The organism is Streptacidiphilus sp. EB129 (assembly GCF_041262645.1).
Lineage (GTDB): Bacteria > Actinomycetota > Actinomycetes > Streptomycetales > Streptomycetaceae > Streptacidiphilus.
In genome coordinates this window covers 1-19,294 of sequence record NZ_JBGCCS010000011.1, presented here as the reverse complement: position 1 = coordinate 19,294, position 19,294 = coordinate 1, and the positions used below count along the sequence as shown (strand labels likewise).

General features: G+C 72.7%; 15 protein-coding genes. 6 read left to right on the top strand and 9 right to left on the bottom strand.

The annotated features are described in order from the left end of the window. Nucleotides 1-154: 154 nt before the first annotated feature. The 5 genes from ABH925_RS15770 to ABH925_RS15750 form a co-directional block, all read right to left on the bottom strand. Nucleotides 155-2,374: a glycosyltransferase family 39 protein gene (locus ABH925_RS15770; protein WP_370148345.1), complete on the bottom strand. Its 2,220-nt coding sequence runs from the start codon at nucleotides 2,372-2,374 to the stop codon at nucleotides 155-157. Between the two features lie 95 nt (nucleotides 2,375-2,469). Next, on the bottom strand, nucleotides 2,470-3,981 hold the full coding sequence (locus ABH925_RS15765; protein WP_370148344.1) for an ATP-binding protein: 1,512 nt from the start codon (nucleotides 3,979-3,981) through the stop codon (nucleotides 2,470-2,472). Next, nucleotides 3,978-4,739 (bottom strand): response regulator transcription factor, encoded by a 762-nt coding sequence (locus ABH925_RS15760; protein WP_370148342.1) that lies wholly within the window; start codon nucleotides 4,737-4,739, stop codon nucleotides 3,978-3,980. The genes ABH925_RS15765 and ABH925_RS15760 overlap by 4 nt, the downstream gene beginning before the upstream one ends. 99 nt (nucleotides 4,740-4,838) lie before the next feature. Next, nucleotides 4,839-5,606, bottom strand: coding sequence for a rhomboid family intramembrane serine protease (locus tag ABH925_RS15755; RefSeq protein ID WP_370148340.1), 768 nt, complete (start codon nucleotides 5,604-5,606; stop codon nucleotides 4,839-4,841). 95 nt (nucleotides 5,607-5,701) lie between these two features. Continuing rightward, complete coding sequence (locus ABH925_RS15750) at nucleotides 5,702-6,739, bottom strand: aldose 1-epimerase family protein (protein WP_370148338.1); 1,038 nt, start codon at nucleotides 6,737-6,739, stop codon at nucleotides 5,702-5,704. 279 nt (nucleotides 6,740-7,018) lie between these two features. On the opposite strand from ABH925_RS15750, the gene ABH925_RS15745 reads away from it, so the two are divergent. Both ABH925_RS15745 and ABH925_RS15740 read left to right on the top strand, forming a co-directional pair. Next, complete coding sequence (locus ABH925_RS15745; protein WP_370148336.1) at nucleotides 7,019-10,204, top strand: N-acetylmuramoyl-L-alanine amidase; 3,186 nt, start codon at nucleotides 7,019-7,021, stop codon at nucleotides 10,202-10,204. A 234-nt stretch (nucleotides 10,205-10,438) separates the two neighbouring features. Next, nucleotides 10,439-11,596, top strand: a complete 1,158-nt coding sequence (locus ABH925_RS15740) for an acyl-CoA dehydrogenase family protein (protein ID WP_370148334.1) — start codon at nucleotides 10,439-10,441, stop codon at nucleotides 11,594-11,596. A 165-nt stretch (nucleotides 11,597-11,761) separates the two neighbouring features. On the opposite strand, the gene ABH925_RS15735 is transcribed toward ABH925_RS15740, so the two are convergent. Beyond that, nucleotides 11,762-12,997 carry a transglycosylase family protein gene (locus ABH925_RS15735; protein WP_370148332.1) on the bottom strand — a complete coding sequence of 412 codons (1,236 nt, stop codon included), beginning with the start codon at nucleotides 12,995-12,997 and terminating at the stop codon, nucleotides 11,762-11,764. Beyond that, nucleotides 12,997-16,317, bottom strand: a complete 3,321-nt coding sequence (locus tag ABH925_RS15730) for a LysM peptidoglycan-binding domain-containing protein (protein ID WP_370148331.1) — start codon at nucleotides 16,315-16,317, stop codon at nucleotides 12,997-12,999. Before ABH925_RS15730 ends, ABH925_RS15735 begins: the two co-directional genes overlap by 1 nt. Before the next feature lie 136 nt (nucleotides 16,318-16,453). Between ABH925_RS15730 and ABH925_RS15725 the strand changes: the two genes are divergently transcribed. The 4 genes from ABH925_RS15725 to ABH925_RS15710 all read left to right on the top strand — a co-directional run bounded on the left by ABH925_RS15725 (nucleotide 16,454) and on the right by ABH925_RS15710 (nucleotide 18,524). Beyond that, on the top strand, nucleotides 16,454-16,924 hold the full coding sequence (locus ABH925_RS15725) for a pyridoxamine 5'-phosphate oxidase family protein (RefSeq protein WP_370148330.1): 471 nt from the start codon (nucleotides 16,454-16,456) through the stop codon (nucleotides 16,922-16,924). Between the two features lie 161 nt (nucleotides 16,925-17,085). Next, complete coding sequence (locus tag ABH925_RS15720) at nucleotides 17,086-17,691, top strand: TIGR03086 family metal-binding protein (protein ID WP_370148329.1); 606 nt, start codon at nucleotides 17,086-17,088, stop codon at nucleotides 17,689-17,691. After that, nucleotides 17,691-18,011, top strand: coding sequence for a hypothetical protein (locus tag ABH925_RS15715; RefSeq protein ID WP_370148328.1), 321 nt, complete (start codon nucleotides 17,691-17,693; stop codon nucleotides 18,009-18,011). The genes ABH925_RS15720 and ABH925_RS15715 overlap by 1 nt, the downstream gene beginning before the upstream one ends. A 114-nt stretch (nucleotides 18,012-18,125) precedes the next feature. Then, the gene (locus tag ABH925_RS15710) at nucleotides 18,126-18,524 is read left to right on the top strand and encodes a hypothetical protein (RefSeq protein ID WP_370148327.1); all 399 of its coding nucleotides are present in this window, start codon (nucleotides 18,126-18,128) and stop codon (nucleotides 18,522-18,524) included. Here the strand turns inward: ABH925_RS15710 and ABH925_RS15705 are convergent. Together ABH925_RS15705 and ABH925_RS15700 are read right to left on the bottom strand one after the other, a co-directional pair. Continuing rightward, a complete protein-coding gene (locus tag ABH925_RS15705) occupies nucleotides 18,498-19,019 on the bottom strand; it encodes a hypothetical protein (RefSeq protein WP_370148325.1) in 522 nt (173 codons plus the stop codon). The genes ABH925_RS15710 and ABH925_RS15705 overlap by 27 nt on opposite strands. An 88-nt stretch (nucleotides 19,020-19,107) precedes the next feature. Beyond that, nucleotides 19,108-19,294, bottom strand: a 187-nt coding sequence (locus ABH925_RS15700; RefSeq protein ID WP_370148323.1) for an acyl-CoA carboxylase epsilon subunit, incomplete at its 5' end; no start/stop codon positions are given.

Below are 19,294 nucleotides of genomic sequence, written 5' to 3'. Positions count from 1 at the left end.
TGCTGACTTCCCGGGCATGGATGGGAGATTTGCCCTTATTGTCCCTTTCATCCCCATGGTTCCCGCGTAACTCCGCCCCCGGCGTGGCGCACCCGTGTGCGGAACCGCTGGGGCGGTTCCGCACACGGGTGAGGGAGTGTCGGGTGGGAGGGGGTCAGGTGGTGGGGTGGGTGAGGTCGTAGAGGGTGGTGCCGCCGACGGTCCTGGCAGTGAAGTGGGCGGCGACCCAGGTGGAGATCTGGCTGGCGTCGGAGCTGCCGCCGCTGCCGGCCCTACCGGGCATGCCGGTGCCGCCGGCGATGAAGTAGTGGATCTTGCCGGCGTTCACGTACCGCTCGAACTGGGCGAGGCTGGGGGCGGCGTCCGTGCCGTTGAAGCCGCCGATGGCCATGACCGGGTCGCCGGTGGCGAGTTGGTAGCCGGACGCGTTCTGCGAACCGATCGCGGCGGCGACCCAGGTGTACTTCGCGGCGTCGGTGCCGAGGAGGGCGGTGACCGCGGTCGTCGGGGTGGAGCCGCTGAGGAAGGTGCCTCCTCCGCCGCCGGCACCTCCGGCTCGGCCGCCCATCCCGGCCCCGCCGGGGGCGGTTCCACCGCCGATGCCGCCGCCGGCGCTACCCGCGCCAGTGCCGCCCGCGCCGCCGGTGCCGGTGCCGCCGGGGAGGCCCGCGCCGCTCGCGCCGCCCGGGAGGGTGCCACCCGCCGTGCCCGCGCCACCACCGGTGCCGGTTCCCGTGCCGCCTGCGGTACCGGTCCTGCCCGGGAGACCCGTGCCGCCGGTGCCGCCGGGGAAGCCGGTGCCGGGTAGGCGGCGGGCGCCGGGGAAGCCGCCGGCGCGGCCCATGCCCATGCCGCCGCCCATCCCGCCGGCGACGGTCGGGCCCGCGCTGGGGAGGGAGCCGCCGTGGGCGGTGCCCACGGTCTGCAGGGTGTAGGCGGTGGGACCCGCCAGCGCGGTCACCAGGGCGGTGACGGCGAGGGCGGTGGCGACGCGCCGCGGCAGGTGGCCGACGAAGACCAGGGCCAGCGCCGCGAGCAGCCCCACCACCAGCACCGCGTAGCGCAGCCACGGGTACCAGTCCGCGCTGCGCTCCAGCAGCACGAAGGACCACACCGCCGTCACCGCGACGGCCGTCGCCAGCACGGCCGATGCCGCCCAGTGGCGCCGGTGCCGCCACATCAGCGCCGATCCGATACCGGTCAGCGCCGCGATGGACGGGGCCAGGGCCACGTTGTAGTAGGGGTGGAAGATGCCCTTCATCAGACTGAAGGTGAGGAAGGTGGTCACCAGCGCCAGCCCCCACAGCACCAGGGCGGCGCGGGTCCGGTCCGCCCTGGGCGCACGGCGGGTCAGCCAGAGCCCGGCCAGCAGGAGGACGAACGCCGCCGGGAGCAGCCAGGCGATCTGCCCGCCCATCTCGGAGCCGAAGAGCCGGCCGAGCCCGGTGCTGCCCCACATGCCGGTGGTACCGGCGCCCCCGCCGCCGCCCCCGACACTGCCGGTCTCGGAGCCGTCCAGGCGGCCGAAGCCGTTGTAGCCGAAGGTGAGTTCCAGGAAGCTGTTGTGCTGGCTGCCGCCGATGTACGGGCGGTACTGGGCCGGGGTCAGTTCGACCACGGCGACCCACCAGCCGCCGCTGACCACCAGCACCAGACCGGCGAGCAGCAGCTGCCTGACTCGCCGCCAGAACCCGGTCGGGGCGAAGGCGAGGTAGGTGGTCGCCAGGGCGGGCAGGACCAGGAACGACTGCAGGGTCTTGGTCAGGAACGCCGTCCCGACACAGGCGGCGGCCAGCAGCAGCCACCGGGTCCCCGCCCGTTCCTGGGCCCGGAGCACGGCGTAGCAGGCGAGGGTGAGCAGCAGCGCCAACAGGGCGTCCGGGTTGTTGAAGCGGAACATCAGCGCCGCGACCGGGGTCAGCGCCAGCACCGCGCCCGCGATCAGTCCGGCGGCGGCGGAGAAGCGGCGGCGGACTGCCGCGTACACGACGGCGACGGTCGCGACGCCTTCGAGCGCCTGGAGAGCGAGGATCGACCAGGAGTGCACGCCGAAGATCCGGGTGGAGAGCTCCATCACCCACAGCGACGCCGGGGGCTTGTCGACAGTGATGAAGTTGGAGGCGTCGGAGGAGCCGTAGAACATCGCCTCCCAGCTCTTGGTTCCGGCCTGGACCGCGGCCGAGTAGAACTGGTTGGCCCAGCCGGACGCGCTCAGGTCCCAGAGGTAGAGCACCGCCGTCAGCGCGAGCAGCGCGAGGAACGCGGGCCGGGCCCAGCGCGGGTCGGCTGCGCGGGTGCTCTGCCCGGCGGTGGCGTCCGGCGCCGTTGGCGGTGGCGCGGTGGCGAGGGTGGCGGGCTGGGCTGTCTCGGGCATCGGGCACCTTCTCGGCGATCGGCGGTTGTGCGTCTACCCGCCCAATCTCGCCCGGCGCCCTGTCGGTGGAGTGTGCCGATGCTGTGGGAGAAGTGTCAGTTGCCGACCGGTGCCACGGCGCCCGGCAGCCGGACCGTGAACAGGGTGCGGCCCGGGGCGCTGGTGACGTCGACCTCGCCGCCGTGGGAGGCGGTGACCGCCGCGACGATGGCCAGGCCGAGTCCGGTGCTTCCGGCCGCGCGGGAGCGTGAGCTGTCGCCGCGGGCGAAGCGCTCGAAGACGGTGGGCAGTTGCTCCGGCGGGATGCCCGGGCCGTCGTCGGCGATGCGCAGCTCGCAGACCCCGGGACCGGTGACCACGGAGGTGGTGACCGTGGTGCCGGGCGGGGTGTGCTTGCCGGCGTTGGCCAGCAGGTTGACCAGGACCTGGTGCAGCCGGTGGGCGTCGCCGTCGACGGTGGCCGGATCGTCCGGGAGCTCTACCTGCCAGCGGTGGTCGGGCGAGGCCGCGTGCGCGTCCCTGACCGCGTCCACGACCAGGGGTGACAGGTCGACGGGTTCACGTTCCAGCGGGCGGCCCGCGTCGAGGCGGGCCAGCAGCAGCAGGTCCTCGACCAGTGTGGTCATCCGGGCGGCCTCCGACTCGACCCGGCTCAGCGCGTAGGCGGTGTCCGGCGGCACGGTCTCGTGGCCGCGCCGGGTCAGTTCGGCGTAGCCGGCGATGGAGGCGAGCGGGGTGCGCAGCTCGTGGCTGGCGTCGGCGACGAACTGCCGCACCCGGGTCTCGCTGGCGTGCCGGGCGGCGAGGGCGTCGGAGACGTTGTCGATCAGCCGGTTCAGCGCGGAGCCGACCTGGCCGGCCTCGGTCCTGGGGTCGGTGTACGCCTCGGGCACCCGGACCAGCTCGCCGACCTCGCCCTGGTGCAGCGGCAGCCGGGAGATGCGCACGGCGGTGGCGGCGACGCGGTCCAGCGGCCGCAGCGAGAGCCGGATCAGCGCGAAGGTGAGGAACCCGGCGACGATCAGCCCGCCGACGGTGACCACGGCCTCGACCACGACCAGGGTGTTGACGGTGTTCTCGACGCCGCTGAGCGGGATGCCGACGACCATGGTCTTCCCGTCGGGCGTGACCTTCGAGGACACCAGGAAATCACCTATGCCGGGCAGCGTGATCGTCAGGTCCGACACCCCGTCACGGGCGGCGAGCAGCGGTGCCGCCTGCGTGCTCGTGAGACCGGGAAGGCTGCGCGTCAGCGGATTGCTGGTGTCCGAGCTGTTCTGTGCCGTGGCCCCCGACACCGTTCCCCCGACGACCAGGGCGCCGACCGCGCCGTCGGGCAGCGTGCCGACGAAGCCCAGCGGGTTCAGCTGGGCGTGGCCGTCCTGCAGCGGACCGTCGGGCGCGGCGCCCCTGGGGGAGAAGAGCCGGTTCGTCGCCTGGTCCAGTTTGTCCTGCGCCGCCCCCTGCAGGTCGGCCTTGACGACAAGGGTGATCGCCAGCGCGATCACGCCGCTCACCACCGCGAGCATCAGCGTCGTGGTGACCAGCAGCCGGGTCCGCAGGGACCAGGTGGACCACCTGCGGAATCCGCCTGCCGCCCGCTTCATCGCAGCGGCGCTCCCGCGTCCGCCGGCTTGAGCACGTAGCCCGCACCACGCATGGTGTGGATCATCGGGGCCCGGCCCGCGTCGATCTTGCGGCGCAGGTAGGAGATGTAGAGCTCGACGACGTTGCCCTGGCCGCCGAAGTCGTAGGACCAGACCCGGTCCAGGATCTGCGGCTTGCTCAGCACCCGGCGCGGGTTGCGCATCAGGAAGCGCAGCAGCTCGAACTCGGTGGCGGTGAGCCGTATGGAGACGTCGCCGCGGTACACCTCGCGGCTGTCCTCGTCCAGCGTCAGATCGCCGACGACCAGCACCGATTCGGAGCGGGCGGCGGCCGCGCCGGAGCGGCGCAGCAGGCCGCGCAGCCGGGCCACGACCTCCTCCAGGCTGAACGGCTTGGTGACGTAGTCGTCGCCGCCGGCGGTGAGGCCGGCGATGCGGTCCTCCACCGCGTCCTTCGCGGTGAGGAACAGCACCGGCACGTCGTGCTGGTCGGCACGCAGCCGTCGCATCACCTCAAGCCCGCTGAGGTCGGGCAGCATGACGTCCAGGATCACCGCGTCCGGACGGAACTCGCGCGCGGCGCGCAGCGCGGCGGCGCCGTCACCGGCGGTCGTCGTCTGCCAGCCCTCGTAGCGCAGTGCCATCGAGAGCAGGTCAGCGAGGGGGGCCTCGTCGTCGACGACGAGGACGCGTACGGGGCTGCCGTCGGGCCGCCGGAGATCGGCTGCCACGTCGGGGGCAGAGGGCGTCGTGGTCATGGTGGTAACCGTGCCGAGCGCAGATGAGAAACCGATGAGGCCGCTCTGTGGTCGACCTGTGGATTCGGTGCGGATTTGGTATGCCGGGCACTCCCTCGCTCAGAGCAGACCCAGGTCGCCGAGTTCCTTGTGCAGGTCGCTGCGGCTGGGATCGGCCGGTCCCGACGACGGCCCCGACGACGTTGCCGGCGTGCCCTCGGTCCGGGACACCGGGAGCGTGGCGCCGGACGGGGCTCCCGCACCGGACGCCACCTCGGCCTTCGGGTGACGGTCCCGCAGCAGCCAGGCACCGATGAGGCCGCCGACCAGGCCGCCGAGGTGGCCGAGCCAGCTGACGCCCGGGGTACCGGGCACCGCCACGGTGAGCAGGTAGGCGAAGGAGGCGGCCATGACCAGGCCGATCAGGGTGTCGATGAGGTGCCGGTCGAAGATCCCGCGCAGCACCACGTAGCCGAGGTAGCCGAAGATCAGGCCGCTGGCGCCGACCGTGCCGATGTCCCCGCTCTGGAAGAACCACACCGTCAGTCCGCTGGTGACAGCGATCAGCAGGGTCAGCCACAGGAAGCGGACCACGCCCCGGTAGGCGGCCAGGAAGCCGAAGATGAACAGCGGGCCCGAGTTGCCCTCGATGTGCTGCCAGCCGAAGTGCAGGAACGGGGCGGTGAAGATCTCCGGCAGCCGGCCCGGCTGCTGCGGGATGATGCTGTAGCTCTGGTCCAGCTGGTACTGACCCGCCCAGTTGACGACCTGCACCGCCCAGATCAGCACGATGAAGCCGAACATCACGAAGAACGCCTTCCGCGCCTCCCTGATCATCTGCTCCGCCGTGTCCGGCCTCGCAGTGCGCAGCTGTGACAATCCGACCATCAGTCCGCCCCCTCGTTCCGCCCTGCTCCCAACTCTATGCCGAACGGGGCCGGGCCCATAGGCACGGACCGGGGCACGGTACCGGGGCACGCGGGCTACAGCGCGCGGATGCCCCAGCGGTGGGCGACCCGCTGCCCCGGCTCCAGGCGGAGCACGTCCTCGCCGGTGGCGAACGCGTTCGGGGGGCAGCTCATCGGCTCGACCGCGACACCGGCCCTGCGGTAGGCGGCGGGGAGGCCGTCACCGGAGTAGACCTGGAGCCAGCCGATCTCGGGGCCGACCCACAGCTCCACCCCGCGGCCGCCGTCGCCGCTGGTCAGCCGGACCGTCGCCCGGCCGTCCCGGTCCCGCGTCAGGCCGGTGTAGGCGGTGTCGAGGACGGTGTCGCCGATGGGCCTGGCCTTGCGGAAGTCGTACGCCGTGCCGGACACGTCCTCGCGGCCGACCGGGATCAGCCGCTCGTCCACCGGGATCCAGGTGTCGGCCGGCAGCTCCAGCACCGCACCGTCGACGCTGCCCGGTCCGCGGCCCAGAGTCAGGTAGGGGTGCGCGCCGATGCCGTACGGGGCCGGGGTGGGGCCGACGTTCCGGGCGGCGACCTCGACACTGAGGCCGTCCTCACCCAGCTGGTAACCGGCCGTCAGCTCCAGGATGTGCGGGTAGCCGTGCATCGGGTAGAGCCGCAACCCGAAACGGACCGAGGCGGCGTCCTCGGCGACGACCCGCCAGGGCAGCCAGCGGACGAAGCCGTGGCTGGCGTTGTGGTTGGCCGGCTCGCTGATGTCCAGCTGCTGCTCGTGGCCGTCGAAGCCGTACCGGCCGTCGCGGACCCGGTTGGGCCAGGGGGCCAGCAGCTGGCCGGCACCGCCCGGCGGGGCCTGCTCCGCCGGGTACTTGACCACCAGTGGACGGCCGCGATGGCTCAGCCCGCGCAGGCCCGCACCCACGCCGGTGAGCACCGCGCGGTAGTCGCCGTACTCGATCACCTGCTGCGGGCCGGTCGGGGCGAGCGGCTCGCTGCGCTCGCTCCGGTCGTTCCGCCCGCTGCGGGGGGTGTCGCCGCCGGGGGTGTCACTACTGGCGGTGTCGATGCTCGCGGTGTCAGTACCGGGGATGCGGTTCGCGTCGGCCATGGAGCCATCGTCGCACGATCAGGAAGTTCCCAGCCGCCCCAACGGTCCCTAGCGTGGCGGGCCCTGCTACCGTCTCAAAACATTTGACGCGTGTTCGATTGGCGCGGGGGCCAGTCACCACCGTCGTTGGTGGCGCAAGGCGATACTCACGCAGCGGGGCATGGAACCGAGGGTTTGTCACCACGGTCGGCCCGGATCCGAAGACATGGCAGGGGTACGGCGTTGACAGCACGACATGGTCGGGCAGTGAAGGCAAGGCACACACGCAAGAAATCCCGGATGTGGACCGGCGGCGCCGCCGCACTGGCCGTGTCCGCACTGGTGATAGGCGCGGTCGCCGAGGCCGCGCCCACCACCTCCTCGACGGCGGCCGCGACCAGCAGTCCCGCCCCGTCGACCACGCCCGCCGCGCTCACCACGCTGCAGGAGGACTTCACCTCGGCGGCGGGCGAGTTCCACGTCCCGGCGAGCGTGCTGCTGGCGTTGTCGTACCAGGAGACGCTCTGGGAGTCCCACCAGGGGCAGCCCAGCTCCACCGGCAACTACAACGTGATGGGGCTCACCCAGGTGAACCCCGCCGACCTCAAGCCGATCAGTACCGCCGACAAGAAGGCGGACCTCGACGGCGCGGGTGACGATGTGCACGACCGTGTCGGCAAGAACCAGCGGCGCGCGGCTGCTGCCACGGCCAACGCCTCGAAGCTGCTCGCCGAGGTCGACACGGTGAACACCGCACTCCCCGCTCTGCACACCCTGGACCAGGCCGCGGCACTGCTCCGGCAACCGGCATCGGCGCTGCGCGGCGACTCGAAGCAGAGCGTTCGCGGCGGTGCCGCCCTCATCGCGTCCTACCAGCAGAAGCTGCGCGGCTCGCTGTCGAGCGACCCGGGCCAGTGGTACGCGGCGGTCGAGGAGTACTCCCAGGCACAGGACGCGGGCACGGCACAGCAGTTCGCGAACCGGGTCTACGAGACGATCAGGACCGGCGCCTCCCGTGTCACCACCGAGGACCAGTCGGTGACCCTTGCTGCCGACCCCTCGGTCACACCGCAGACCTCCTCGGCGGCCGGCGGGGTCACCCGGAGCGCGAACGCCACCGCGGGCACCACGACCCCGTGCCCCGAAATCCCTTCCGGGCTGAGCTGCACGTTCACGGCCGCCGCGTCGACCGCCTTCGACGTGGCGAACCGGCCCGCCGACGGCGACGCGATCCGTTACATCGTCATCCACGACACCGAGGGCTCGGCCGCCGGCGCCGTCAACCTCTTCTCCTCCACGGGTGCGGGCGTCAGCGCCCACTACGTCGCCTCCGCGACCGGTGGACTGACGCAGCTGGTGGACACCAAGGACACCGGCATCCACGCCGACAACAAGACCGTCAACATGCACTCGGTCGGCATCGAGAACGAGGGCTACGCGCTGGTCTCCGGGAGCTGGTTCACGGAGCAGGAGTACGAGACCGACGCGACGCTGGTCAAGTACCTGTCCGGGAAGTACCAGATCCCGCTCGACCGGGAGCACATCCTGGGCCACGACGACGCGCCCTACGCGCTCGGCACCACCGTCACGACCCAGCACTACGACCCGGGCCCCTACTGGGACTGGAGCCACTTCCTCACCCTGATCGGCAACCCGCTCAGCGGCAACGGCACCGCCGTCGTCGGCGGCACGGTCACCATCGCCCCGTCGTACTCCTCCGCCAACCAGCCCGCGCTGACCGGCTGCGGCTCCAGCACGACCGCGTGCGCCGCACGTCCGACGAACTTCGTCTACCTGTACACCGACCCGTCGGCCACCTCCGCGCTGATCGGCGACTCGCTGCTGAGCTCGGTCGGCATGGCGTCCGCCTCGACCCAGGGCGGCGACGTCAGCGACAAGGCGGTCTACGGCCAGACCTTCGTCGTGGCGCAGCTGTCGGGCGACTGGACCGCCATCTGGTACGGCGGCCAGAAGGCGTGGTTCTACAACCCCGGTGGGCAGAACGCCTTCGCGAACAGTGGCACGACGCAGACCCTGATCACCCCGGTGGGTACCGCGGCCGTTCCGGTGTACGGCAGGGCCTACCCGGAGGCGGCCGCCTACCAGGGCTCGCTGAGCGCCTTCGGCGCGTCGGCGGCGCAGGCGATCACCCCGCTGCCGCACTACACCATCCCGGCGGGGCAGGCCTACGCCTCGTCCGCCGAGGTCGCGGGTGACTACTACAACTACGACGACAGCGGCTGCACGACACCGGCCTGCGTCGAGGTCATCGGAACCACCCAGTACTACCAGATCCGCTACAACCACCGGATTGCCTTTGTGAAGGCGTCCGACGTCCAGACGATCACGGCGGCCGCTCCGCCCAGCGGCACCCTCGTCCCGCTCACCCCGAACCGGATCATGGACACCCGGACCGGCATCGGCGTGCCGAAGGCGAAGGTCAACGGCGGAAGCTCGGTCAGCCTGCAGGTGACGGGGGCGAACAACGTGCCCCCCACCGGCGTCACCGCCGTGGTCCTGAACGTCACCGCGATCAGCCCGTCGGCCGCGAGCTACGTCGCCGTCTACCCGGACGGCCAGCCCAGGCCGGGCGTGTCCAACCTCAACTTCCCCGCCGGCCAGACCATAGCCAACCTGGTCACCGTCCCCGTGGTCGACGGCAGGGTCGACTTCTACAACAACGCGGGCACCGTCAACCTGGCCGCGGACCTCACCGGCTACTACATCCAGGACGGCAGCGGGGCGAAGCTGGTCAGCCTGACCCCGAACCGGATCATGGACACCCGGGCCGGCACGGGCGTGCCGAAGGCGAAGGTCAACGGCGGAAGCTCGGTCAGCCTGCAGGTGACAGGGGCGAACAACGTGCCCCCCACTGGTGTCACCGCGGTCGTCATGAACGTCACCGCGATCAGCCCGTCGAGTCTGGGCTATGTCTCGGTCTACCCGGACAGCGTCAGCAAGCCGGGCGTGTCCAACATCAACTTCAACGCCAACCAGACCATCGCCAACCTGGTGATCGTCCCGGTCTACGACGGGAAGGTCGACTTCTTCGCCTCGGCCGGCACCGTCGACCTGGCCGGCGACATCACCGGCTACTACACCAAGGACGGCACCGGGGCGGTCTTCCACACGGCCGGCCCGACCCGCGTCATGAGCACGCTGGCCGGTACCGGTGTCCGCTCCGGGCCGGTCGGCCCCGGCGGCGTGGTGACCCTTCAGGTCGGCGCCCACAACGGGGTCCCGCTGAACGCCACCGCCGTGGTCCTGAACGTCACGGTGGTCAACCCGTCGACGGCGGGCTACGTCGCGGTCAGGGCGGGCGGACAGACCGGCGTGCCGAGCGTGTCGAACATCAACTTCACCGCGAACCAGACCATCCCCAACCTGGTGATCGTCCCGGTGAACAACGGGCAGGTCACGTTCTACAACAACCAGGGGAACGTCGACCTGCTGGCCGACCTCACCGGGTACTACTACACGAGCTGAGCCGGCCGGAGCTTTCGGGGCGGGCCTCATCAAGACGGCGCCGTCCCCCGCGATCCACTCGCGGGGGGCGGCGCCGTCCGCCGTTACCTATCGATCGTTCTGCGCGGTGCGGCGCGACTGCCGCGCAGGTCACACGCGCCCCCTCTGGACAGGCGGGCTACTGGCGATTAACTTAACGTTCGTTCGACAGTTTTGAACGGCTCAGCCTGGATCAGCTCAGAAGGGAGCGCCATCGTGCGCCGCACCGTATTCACCGAGGACCACGAGGCGTTCCGGGAGACCATCCGCGACTTCATCGCGAAGGAGGTCGTCCCGGTCTACTCCGAGTGGGAGCAGTCCGGCCGTGCCCCCAAGGACTTCTACCTGAAGCTCGGCGAGCTGGGCGTGTTCGGCATCGAGGTGCCGGAGGAGTTCGGCGGCGCCGGGATGACCGGGTTCAAGTACCAGGCCATCGTCACCGAGGAGTGCGCCCGGGCGGGTGTCAGCTTCGGCAGCGCCGGCGTGCACACCGGCCTGTGCCTGCCGTACCTGATGGAGTACGGCAACGACGAGCAGAAGAAGCGCTGGCTGCCCAAGTTCGTCTCCGGCGAGATGATGACCGCCATCGCCATGACCGAGCCCGGCACGGGCTCCGACCTGGCCGGTATGACCACCAACGCCAAGCTGTCCGAGGACGGTACGCACTACGTCCTCAACGGCGCCAAGACCTTCATCACCGGCGGCGTCCAGGCCGACCTGATGCTGGTCGTCGCCCGCACCTCCCCGGCCAGCCCGGAGAACCGCCGCACCGGCCTGTCGATCCTCTGCGTCGACACCACCAGCGAGGGCTACACGGTCGGCCGCAAGCTGGAGAAGATCGGCCTGCGCACCTCGGACACCGGCGAGCTGTCCTTCGTCGACGTCAAGGTCCCGGTCGAGAACCTGCTCGGCGAGGAGGGCAAGGGCTTCTTCTACCTGGCCCACAACCTGGTGCAGGAGCGCCTGGCCATCGCGGTGGGCGCGTACGCCGCCGCCCGCGCCGCGGTGGACCTGGCGGTCGCCTACACCAAGGACCGCAAGGTCTTCGGTCAGGCCGTCTCCGAGTTCCAGAACACCAAGTTCGAGCTGGCCGGCTGCGAGGCCGAGGTCGACGCCGCCCAGGCCGTGGTCGACCGCGCCCTGGAGCAGTTCGAGACCGGCGACCTGACCGCCGCGGACGTCGCCAAGGCGAAGCTGTTCACCACCGAGGTGTGCTCCCGCGTGGTCGACAAGTGCCTGCAGCTGCACGGCGGTTACGGCTACATCCTGGAGTACCCGATCGCGCGCCTCTACACCGACAACCGGGTGTTCCGCATCTACGGCGGCACCAGCGAGGTCATGAAGCTCGTCATCGCGAAGTCCCTGGGCCTGTAACCGGCCCTCGTCACGCACCCGCCCCGTCCCCGGCCGAACACCGGGGGCGGGGCGGGTGCGTCCGCGTACCGCCTGACCCACCCCCACCCCGGGTACGGGCGGGAGTCCCCCGCCCGTACCCGGGTCGCCCCGCCGGGAGCCGCCGCGTTCAGAGCTGGACGCCGGTCAGAGCTGGACACCGTGCGAGGCCAGCCAGAGGATCGGGTTGATGTCGGTGCCGTAGTGGTCGGCGGTGTCCACCTCGAAGTGCAGGTGCGGTCCGGTGACGTTGCCGGTGGCGCCGGAGCGGCCGAGGCCGGTGCCCGCCTCGACGGTCTCGCCGACATGGACGTCGATCACCGAGAGGTGGGCGTAGAGGCTGTAGCGGCCGTCGGCGTGGTGGATCACCACCATGTTTCCGTAGGCGCCGCCCCAGCCGGCCGTGACCACCGTGCCGGCACCCACCGCGCGGACCGGGGTGCCGACCGGCACCGCGAGGTCCACGCCGGTGTGGTGGCCCGCCGCCCAGGGGCCCGGGACGCCGTAGCCCTCGGAGATCACGATGTGCCCGCTGAGCGGGGCGACGAAGCCGGTCTCCGCCGGAGTGGACGGCGTGACGGGGTGGTGGACGATGCTGGTGGCCCAGGTGGGCCCGGCCGAACTCCCGGGCTTCGCAGGCGTCTTGTTCGTAGCGGCCTGACTCGCGGCGGCCGGCTTCGCCGGGGCCTGCGCGGCCTTGGCCGGGCCCCAGTACAGCCGTGCGCCGGGCTGGATCAGATTGGGGTCCGCGCCGATCGCCGTGCGGTTGGCGGCGTAGAGCGCCTGCCATCCGCCCGGGACGTGCTGCGACTCGGCGATGCCGGAGAGGGTGTCACCGGCTCTGACGGTGTACTCGGAACGCCCGCCGCCGGTCGGCTGGTGCGGCACGGGCGGTCTGACCGGCATCGCGGGCACGGCCGGTGCGGCCGGCTTCGCAGGTTTCGCGGCCTTGGCGGGCTTCGGCGTCGGGACGGCGGGGGCCGTGGCGCCGTCGGCCCGGGTGAGGCCGGCCCGGACCGAGCAGACCGGCCAGGCGCCCGGTCCCTGTCCCTGGAGCACTCGCTGGGCCACGGTGACCTGCTGGTTCCGGTCGGCCAGGTCCGCGCGCTCGGCGTAGTGGGTGCCCCCGTACGCGGCCCAGGTGGACGCGGTGAACTGCAGGCCGCCGTAGAAGCCGTTGCCGGTGTTGATCTGCCAGTCGCCGCCCGACTCGCAGGCGGCGACCTTGTCCCAGACCGAACCGGCGGTGGCCGCGTGCGCGGCCCCGGCGGTGAGCGCGGGCAGGGCAGCGGCGCCGACGGCGGTCACCCCGGCCGCCTTGGCCAGGGTGACGCCGGCGACCGGGGGTTGGGGCTTGCGGTGTCGTCCGTTGGTGCCGGCCATCAGGATGCTCCCTGGGGAAGGTGGAGACGGGGTTGCGGGCTCGGACCGACCGACCCGGTCCGAGGGTGTCGCCCGGAGATCAGGTCGAACAGCTCGACCGTCTCCGGCTCGTAGCCATGACGTCCCAATGAGGCGTTGATCTGCGCGAGTTGGGTCAGCGTCGCGGAGAGGTGGTCGCGCCGGCCGGTGGCCCGGTAGAGCCGGATCAGCCCCCGGTGCAGGCTCTCCGCCTCCGGGACGGCCGCCATCCCATGGTGCAGCGCGCGCTCGCAGCCGTCGTGGTCGCCGGCCACGAGCAGCCGCATCGCCAGCTCGTACGCGGCGTCGACGACGGCCGCGAGCATGTCCTGACGGAACGGCTCGACCCAGCACAGCAGTTCGGGCATTGACGCGCCGGCGAACGGCGCGGCGCGGACCAGGTCCAGGGCGGCGCGCAGGCAGGAGTCGGCGGTCCGGTCGACACCGTTCAGGCCCACGCCGTGCATGCCCTGGGCGTTCATACCGTTAGCTTTCATGCCGTGGGCGTTCATTCCCTGGCGGTAGAGCTGCTGGAAGTCGGTCCAGTCGCAGCTGACCGCCGGGTGCAGCCGGGCCGAGTCCACGTCCAGGCAGGGGGCGCCGTGGGCGTCCGGGCCGAGCCAGTCGCGCAGCAGGGACAGGGTCTCCGCCCGCTCGGGGCTGCGCTCGGGGCCGAGCACCGCTTCGGCCTGCCAGCCGGCCCGGAGCGCGGGGTCCGGGTGCAGGGCGAGGTAGGCGGCGACGGCGGTCAGCCGGGGCATCCGGGCCGGTGCGGCGACACCGGTCGCACCGGTCAGCCGCAGCGGTCCGAGCAACAGCAGCCGGGGGCCGACGCCCGGGAGCGACGGCGCGGTGAAGGCGCTGGGGATGTCCGGGCTCAGCAACGGGACGGCGGTGGCCGAGGCCGGGTCCGCCCCCGCCGTCGCGGCGGAGCGGGTCGCCAGCACCGGAAAGACGTAGGGGTCCTCCGGGTCGTGGCCGGTCCACTCCGGCGCGGGGCGGTCGGACTCCTCCACGCTGACGGCGAGCAGCCGCAGCGCCGCAGCGAACTCGGCCTCGTCCAGGCGCTGCAGTGCCACCTCGAAGGGCAGGCCGGTGCCGATGCGCTGGTACCCGGGTCCGGCGTGCAGACGGCGTCCGGCGCCGTCGTCGGCGTCGCCGACCGGGGTCACCGCCGCCAGACAGCTGTGCTCGCGCCCGGCCAGGGCCCAGCCGAGCAGGTCGGTCTCGTCCGGGCTGAGCGGCTCGTCGGTGCAGAGCAGCGCCGGGGCCCAGGAGGCGGTGGCGACACCCCGGGAGCGCGCGGCCCTGGGATGGGCCATCTGGCAAGCCGTCAGCACGCGTTCCACCGCCCGACGGTGGGCACTGAGCGCGAGCAGGGCGTGCTCGGCGTCGGCCTCGGTACGCAGCCGGTCGAGGTCGGCGGTTCCCACGAGTGGGACGGAGCTGCCCAGCGCGGTCAGCGTCAGCTGGTCCGGATCCGCGAGCGGGGTCGCGGCGAGTTCCACGACCAGCGCCCGGACGACGGCCGCGACCTGCGCCGGACTACCGTCCAGCCGCAGGTGCCGGATCTGCTCCAGGTCGACCAGGACGTGCGCCCCGTCGCGATCCCGGCCCAGGGTCACCAGGGCCGGGTACGGGGCGGGGACGTCGCGGGCCTGCTCCGGGTCCAGCAGCTCGGCGTCGGCGGTTCGGCAGCGCCAGATCCGCCCGTCCTCCAGCGGGCGGAAGGGTGCGATGCCGCTGGTGCCGTCCCCGGGTCCGGCGGCCTCGGGTCCGGCGGCGGGCTCGGCGAGGTGCAGGTCGACGGTGCCGTCGGGGTGGACGGCCACGGCGGCCAGTGCGGGCAGCTCCGCGCCGGTGGTCAGACAGGACATGCCGAGCGTGCGCAGCGTGCGGTCCAGCAGGTCGAGGTTGACCGGGTCGGCGGCGGCGTGGAGCGCTGCCTCGAACCGCTGCTCGGCGCTGCCGTCGGGCAGCGGGATGCGACGGCGCGGACGGCGGCTCCGCTGCTGGACGCGCCGGTTCCGGGCCAGCAGGCCGAGCAGGCTCGCGGCGAGGAACCCGGCCGCGCCGACGCCTGCGGCGGGCATCACCGGCGCGTCCGCGCGCGCCGCAGCGGGCGCGGGCGCGCCGGCAGATGCGGGCGCGGCGGCAGGCGCGGGCGTCGGGCCGGATACCGATCCGGGCGGCGTCACCGGGCCGGACGGCGCCCCCGGTCCGGGCGCGAGGGACGAAGCGCGCGCGGGCTCGGAGCCGGGCGCGAGGGGGGTGCCGGGCTCGGGGTGGTGCGCGGTTGCGGCGGCGATCGCCGCCGCGGGCGCAGGCCCGGAGGCGGGCGCGGTCGTCGATGGGGCCGGGATCGAGGCGGCATCGACCTCGCCGGGGGTCGCGACTGCGGCCGTTCCGGGAAGCGTCAGCCGGACGCCCGGCTGGATCAGGTCCGGGTCGGGGCCGATGACCTGACGATTCGCCGCGTACAACGCCTGCCAGCCCCCGGGCAGCCCGTGCCGGGCGGCGATGCCCGCCAGGGTGTCACCGGCCCGCACGACAACGACGGCTCCCGGGCCGACAGCACCGCTCGGCGCGGGGGCGGGGTGGGGGGTGGTGACCGGGCCGGGGGTGGGGGCGTGTGGAGGCATGGACAGGGTCCAGCCGGGGCGCAGCGCCGCGTCCGCACGGAAGACGCTGCCGTCGGGGGCGACGACCGCGCCCTCGTTCAGCCGGGCGATCTCGGTCCAGCGGTCGCCGCTGCCCAGCTGCCGCTCCGCGATGGACCACAGCGTCTCGGCCGGGCGGGCGTCCTGCACGGTGTAGCCAGGCCGCACCGCCGGTTCCGCCGCCACCGGCCTGGGCGCGACCGTCGCCGCTGCGTGCACGGCGACCGCCGGGGCTGCGTCCGCAGCCATCGCTCCGGCCGCCGGCAGCAGCGCGAACACCGCACCGAGCAGCGCCGCGACCCCGCGCTGGGACCAGCCGAGCGCCGGGATCCGGGGCGCGGGCAGCCCCCGCAGCCGGGACCGGAGTTCCACCCCGGCCGACAGCGCGAAGCACGCCCAGGCGATCCAGCCGACCACGGCCAGCGCCCAGACGAACAACTGGCCCTGGTCCGGCCGGGACAGAAACGCCGTCAGGCCGCCGTGCAGGGACAGCCCGTCCACCCCGGCCAGCAGCCGGGTGCCGAGGAACAGGCCGACCGGGAGCCCGCCCAGCAGTCCCAACAGCAGTACCAGGCTTGCGATCCCGCGCAGCAGCACGGGCAGCCGCGACCCACCCGCGTCGCTCTGTCTCACCGGGCCCATGGCCCTCCCCCTCGGGCGTACGGACATCGCTCACCAAGGACATCACTCACGTACGTGACAACTGTGACGTCTCGCCCCAGTGATCGCCAGAGGCAGTCGACAAGAAGGATGGTCACCCTGGCGGCACAATGATGGGATGACTCCCGGTACGAACGACGCCCAGGACTGCCCGCCGGAGATCCTGCGCGGCCTGGACGCGCACACCACGGTGACCCTCGCCTACGGCGACGCCGACGGCCCCGGTGCCTGTGCCGTGCTGTACGCGGTGACGCCGGAGGGGCGGCTGGTCTTCGTCTCGGCCCGGACCACCCGGCACGGTCGGGCGCTGGCCGCCGACGGCACGGTGGCCTTCACCGCGCAGGCCGACGGGCAGGACTGGCAGAGCCTGACCGGCATCCAGGGCAGTGGCGTCTGCGCCCTGCTGACCGGCGCGGAGCGGGACCGGGCCTGGGCCGTGTACCGGGCCCGCTTCCCCTTCGTCGACGCCGACCCCCGGCTGGCCGGGGCGCTGGCCCGTACCGAGCTGTGGGAACTGCGGCCGACCCGGCTGCGGCTGGTCGACAACGCGCGCGGCTTCGGCCACAAACTGGAGTGGACGGCCCCGTGACGTCCTGAGCGCGGCCGACCGCCGCGCCCGCCTGCGGCATCCGGATGTCCGGGCCCGGGTCACCGCCGGGAGACCGTGCCGAAGCCGACGTCAAAGCAAGCAGAATAGGACGTATGCCGACACACTGGTGCTAATCCTCAACCAAACCAGGAGCAACTGCCATGAGCACCGGCACCCCCACCGAACTCTCCGACCAGCTCGCCCGCGCCGCGAGCGCCCTGCTCGCGCACGCGCAGCAGCCCGCCCTCGACGGCAAGCGTGAATTCCCGACGCCCTGCACGAAGTTCACCGTCCACGAGTTGAGCGAACACCTGCTCGGCGTACTGACCATGAGCAGCTGTGCCGCCGCCAAGGAGGCGCTGCCCGCCGACGCGCCGATGACGCTGACGCAGCCTCCCTGGGACGCCTACCCGCCGCTGGTCGAGCGGCTGACCGCCGCCTGGTCCCGGCCCGAGGCATGGGAGGGCGAGACCCCCTTCGGCCCCGGCACCTTCCCGGCGATGCTGGCCGGGATGATCACCATGCTGGAACTGACGGTCCACGGCTGGGACCTGGCCACCGCCACCGGCCAGCCCTTCCGTACCGACCCGGACATCGTCGCCACCGCCGCCGCGGTCGCCGCGCAGATCGCCCCGGACGCCCGGTCGGCCGGTGCCTTCGGCCCGGAGGTCGTGGTCCCGGCCGACGCCCCGGCGCTGGACCGCCTGATCGCCTTCACCGGCCGCACCCCGGTAACCCCCGGCACCGCCGACGCGACGGTGGCCTGATGTCCGCGCCCTCACCCGAGTCGCTGTTCGCCGAACTCGCGGAGGAGCTGGAGCCCTACGGGGTGAAGACCTCGACCATGTTCGGCATGCCCTGCCTGAAAGACAGCGCGGGCAAGGCCTTCGTCGGGCTGCACAAGGGCCTCCTCGTGGTCCGGCTGAACCGGGACACCACCGTGCACGCGGACGCGCTCGCCCTGCCCGAGGCGCACCTGTTCGACCCCATGGGCGGTCGGCCGATGAAGGACTGGATCTGCGTACCGCTCGCCCAGCACACGCAGTGGCTCCCGCTGACCGAAGCCGCCCTCGCCATGCCCCGCTGACGGAGACGCCAACGGACGGCGGGGCAGCCCTGGAGGCGCGGGCCTGCCTATGCTCGACATCGTCACGCGGAGGCGGCGGTCCGCCGCGCCGTGATCGACCACGGGGAGAGCGAAATGACCGGCACGGACGGAAGACGGGACTGGCTCTGGTTCGTCGCCTGGGCGGTGGCCGGGGGCGCGGGCACATTGTCGCTGCTGACGCTGCTCACGGTGGGGGTGTACATCGCGCCGGTGGTGGTCGTTGGCGTGGTGCTGCTGGTGCGGCGGCCCGCCGCGGTGCGGGGGCTGCCCGGACTGGTGTCCGGGATCAGCCTCCCGCTGTTCTACGTGGCCTTTCTCAACCGCTCCGGTCCGGGCACGGTGTGCAGCGCGCTGGCCGGCGGCGGCCAGGAGTGCAGCGACGAGTGGAGCCCCTGGCCCTGGCTGGTCTCCGGCCTGCTGCTCTTCGCCCTCGGCGCGTTGACCCTGGTCCTGGTCCGGCGCCGCTCAGTCGGTCTCCGGCCGGGCCACTGACCAGCAGAACGGGTCGATGTCGGTTTCCAGGAAGCCGGCTGACGCCACGTAGGCACCCATCGCCGCCGCGCCGAACAGGGTGCGGACCACAGCGCCCAGCGATGCGGCGGCACCGGCGTCGGTGCCGGTCCAGCGGCCGAAGCGGACCTGGCCTCCGGCCACGTCGTCCAGCAGCAGCGGCGGCCGCAGGGCGGCCGGGGTCTCCAGGATCCTGACCCCCGTGGCCTGCAGGAAACCGAGGCCACGGGCCCGCAGGGCCTGCGGCAGCCAGTCCAGCGGGGCGGCCGAGGCCGACGGTCCGGCGGGTTCGCCGACCACCACCAGCAGCGGCGCACCCTGGTCCAGATGCTCCTGCAGTTCCCGGCGCTGCCGGGGGCTGGGCCACTGCCCGCTCGGGGTCCAGTGCACCGGGGCGGTGTAGTCCCAGCTCAGCAGCGGGACGCGTTCGAAGACGACCAGCACGCCGTGCAGGTGCAGGGTCGCGGAGTGGGTCACGGCGGCCGTCCTTTCCAGAGGTCCAGCCAGAGGAGCTGTGTTTTTAGGAGAGTTGGAGTGCCGGTAGCGTTGGAGTGCCGGGAGTACGTCAGCGCCAGCTGAGCGGGGAGTGGTAGGCGGAGTGCAGCCCCAGCCGGTGCCAGCGTGCCCGGGGACGGCTGTGGCCTTTGACGGTACGAAGGTTGGCGGCTCGGGCGAGGAGGACGGCGGTCAGGGCGGCGAGTTCCTCGGCGGCGAGGTGGCCCTTGACGACCCGGACCACGGCGGCGGTCCCG

Excerpts from the sequence above, each read along its gene's own strand:
- ABH925_RS15770 (WP_370148345.1), bottom strand. The coding sequence starts at position 2,374 with ATGCCCGAGACAGCCCAGCCCGCCACCCTCGCCACCGCGCCACCGCCA.
- ABH925_RS15765 (WP_370148344.1), bottom strand. The coding sequence starts at position 3,981 with ATGAAGCGGGCGGCAGGCGGATTCCGCAGGTGGTCCACCTGGTCCCTG.
- ABH925_RS15760 (WP_370148342.1), bottom strand. The coding sequence starts at position 4,739 with ATGACCACGACGCCCTCTGCCCCCGACGTGGCAGCCGATCTCCGGCGG.
- ABH925_RS15755 (WP_370148340.1), bottom strand. The coding sequence starts at position 5,606 with ATGGTCGGATTGTCACAGCTGCGCACTGCGAGGCCGGACACGGCGGAG.
- ABH925_RS15750 (WP_370148338.1), bottom strand. The coding sequence starts at position 6,739 with ATGGCCGACGCGAACCGCATCCCCGGTACTGACACCGCGAGCATCGAC.
- ABH925_RS15745 (WP_370148336.1), top strand. The coding sequence starts at position 7,019 with ATGTGGACCGGCGGCGCCGCCGCACTGGCCGTGTCCGCACTGGTGATA.
- ABH925_RS15735 (WP_370148332.1), bottom strand. The coding sequence starts at position 12,997 with ATGGCCGGCACCAACGGACGACACCGCAAGCCCCAACCCCCGGTCGCC.
- ABH925_RS15730 (WP_370148331.1), bottom strand. The coding sequence starts at position 16,317 with ATGGGCCCGGTGAGACAGAGCGACGCGGGTGGGTCGCGGCTGCCCGTG.
- ABH925_RS15725 (WP_370148330.1), top strand. The coding sequence starts at position 16,454 with ATGACTCCCGGTACGAACGACGCCCAGGACTGCCCGCCGGAGATCCTG.
- ABH925_RS15720 (WP_370148329.1), top strand. The coding sequence starts at position 17,086 with ATGAGCACCGGCACCCCCACCGAACTCTCCGACCAGCTCGCCCGCGCC.
- ABH925_RS15715 (WP_370148328.1), top strand. The coding sequence starts at position 17,691 with ATGTCCGCGCCCTCACCCGAGTCGCTGTTCGCCGAACTCGCGGAGGAG.
- ABH925_RS15710 (WP_370148327.1), top strand. The coding sequence starts at position 18,126 with ATGACCGGCACGGACGGAAGACGGGACTGGCTCTGGTTCGTCGCCTGG.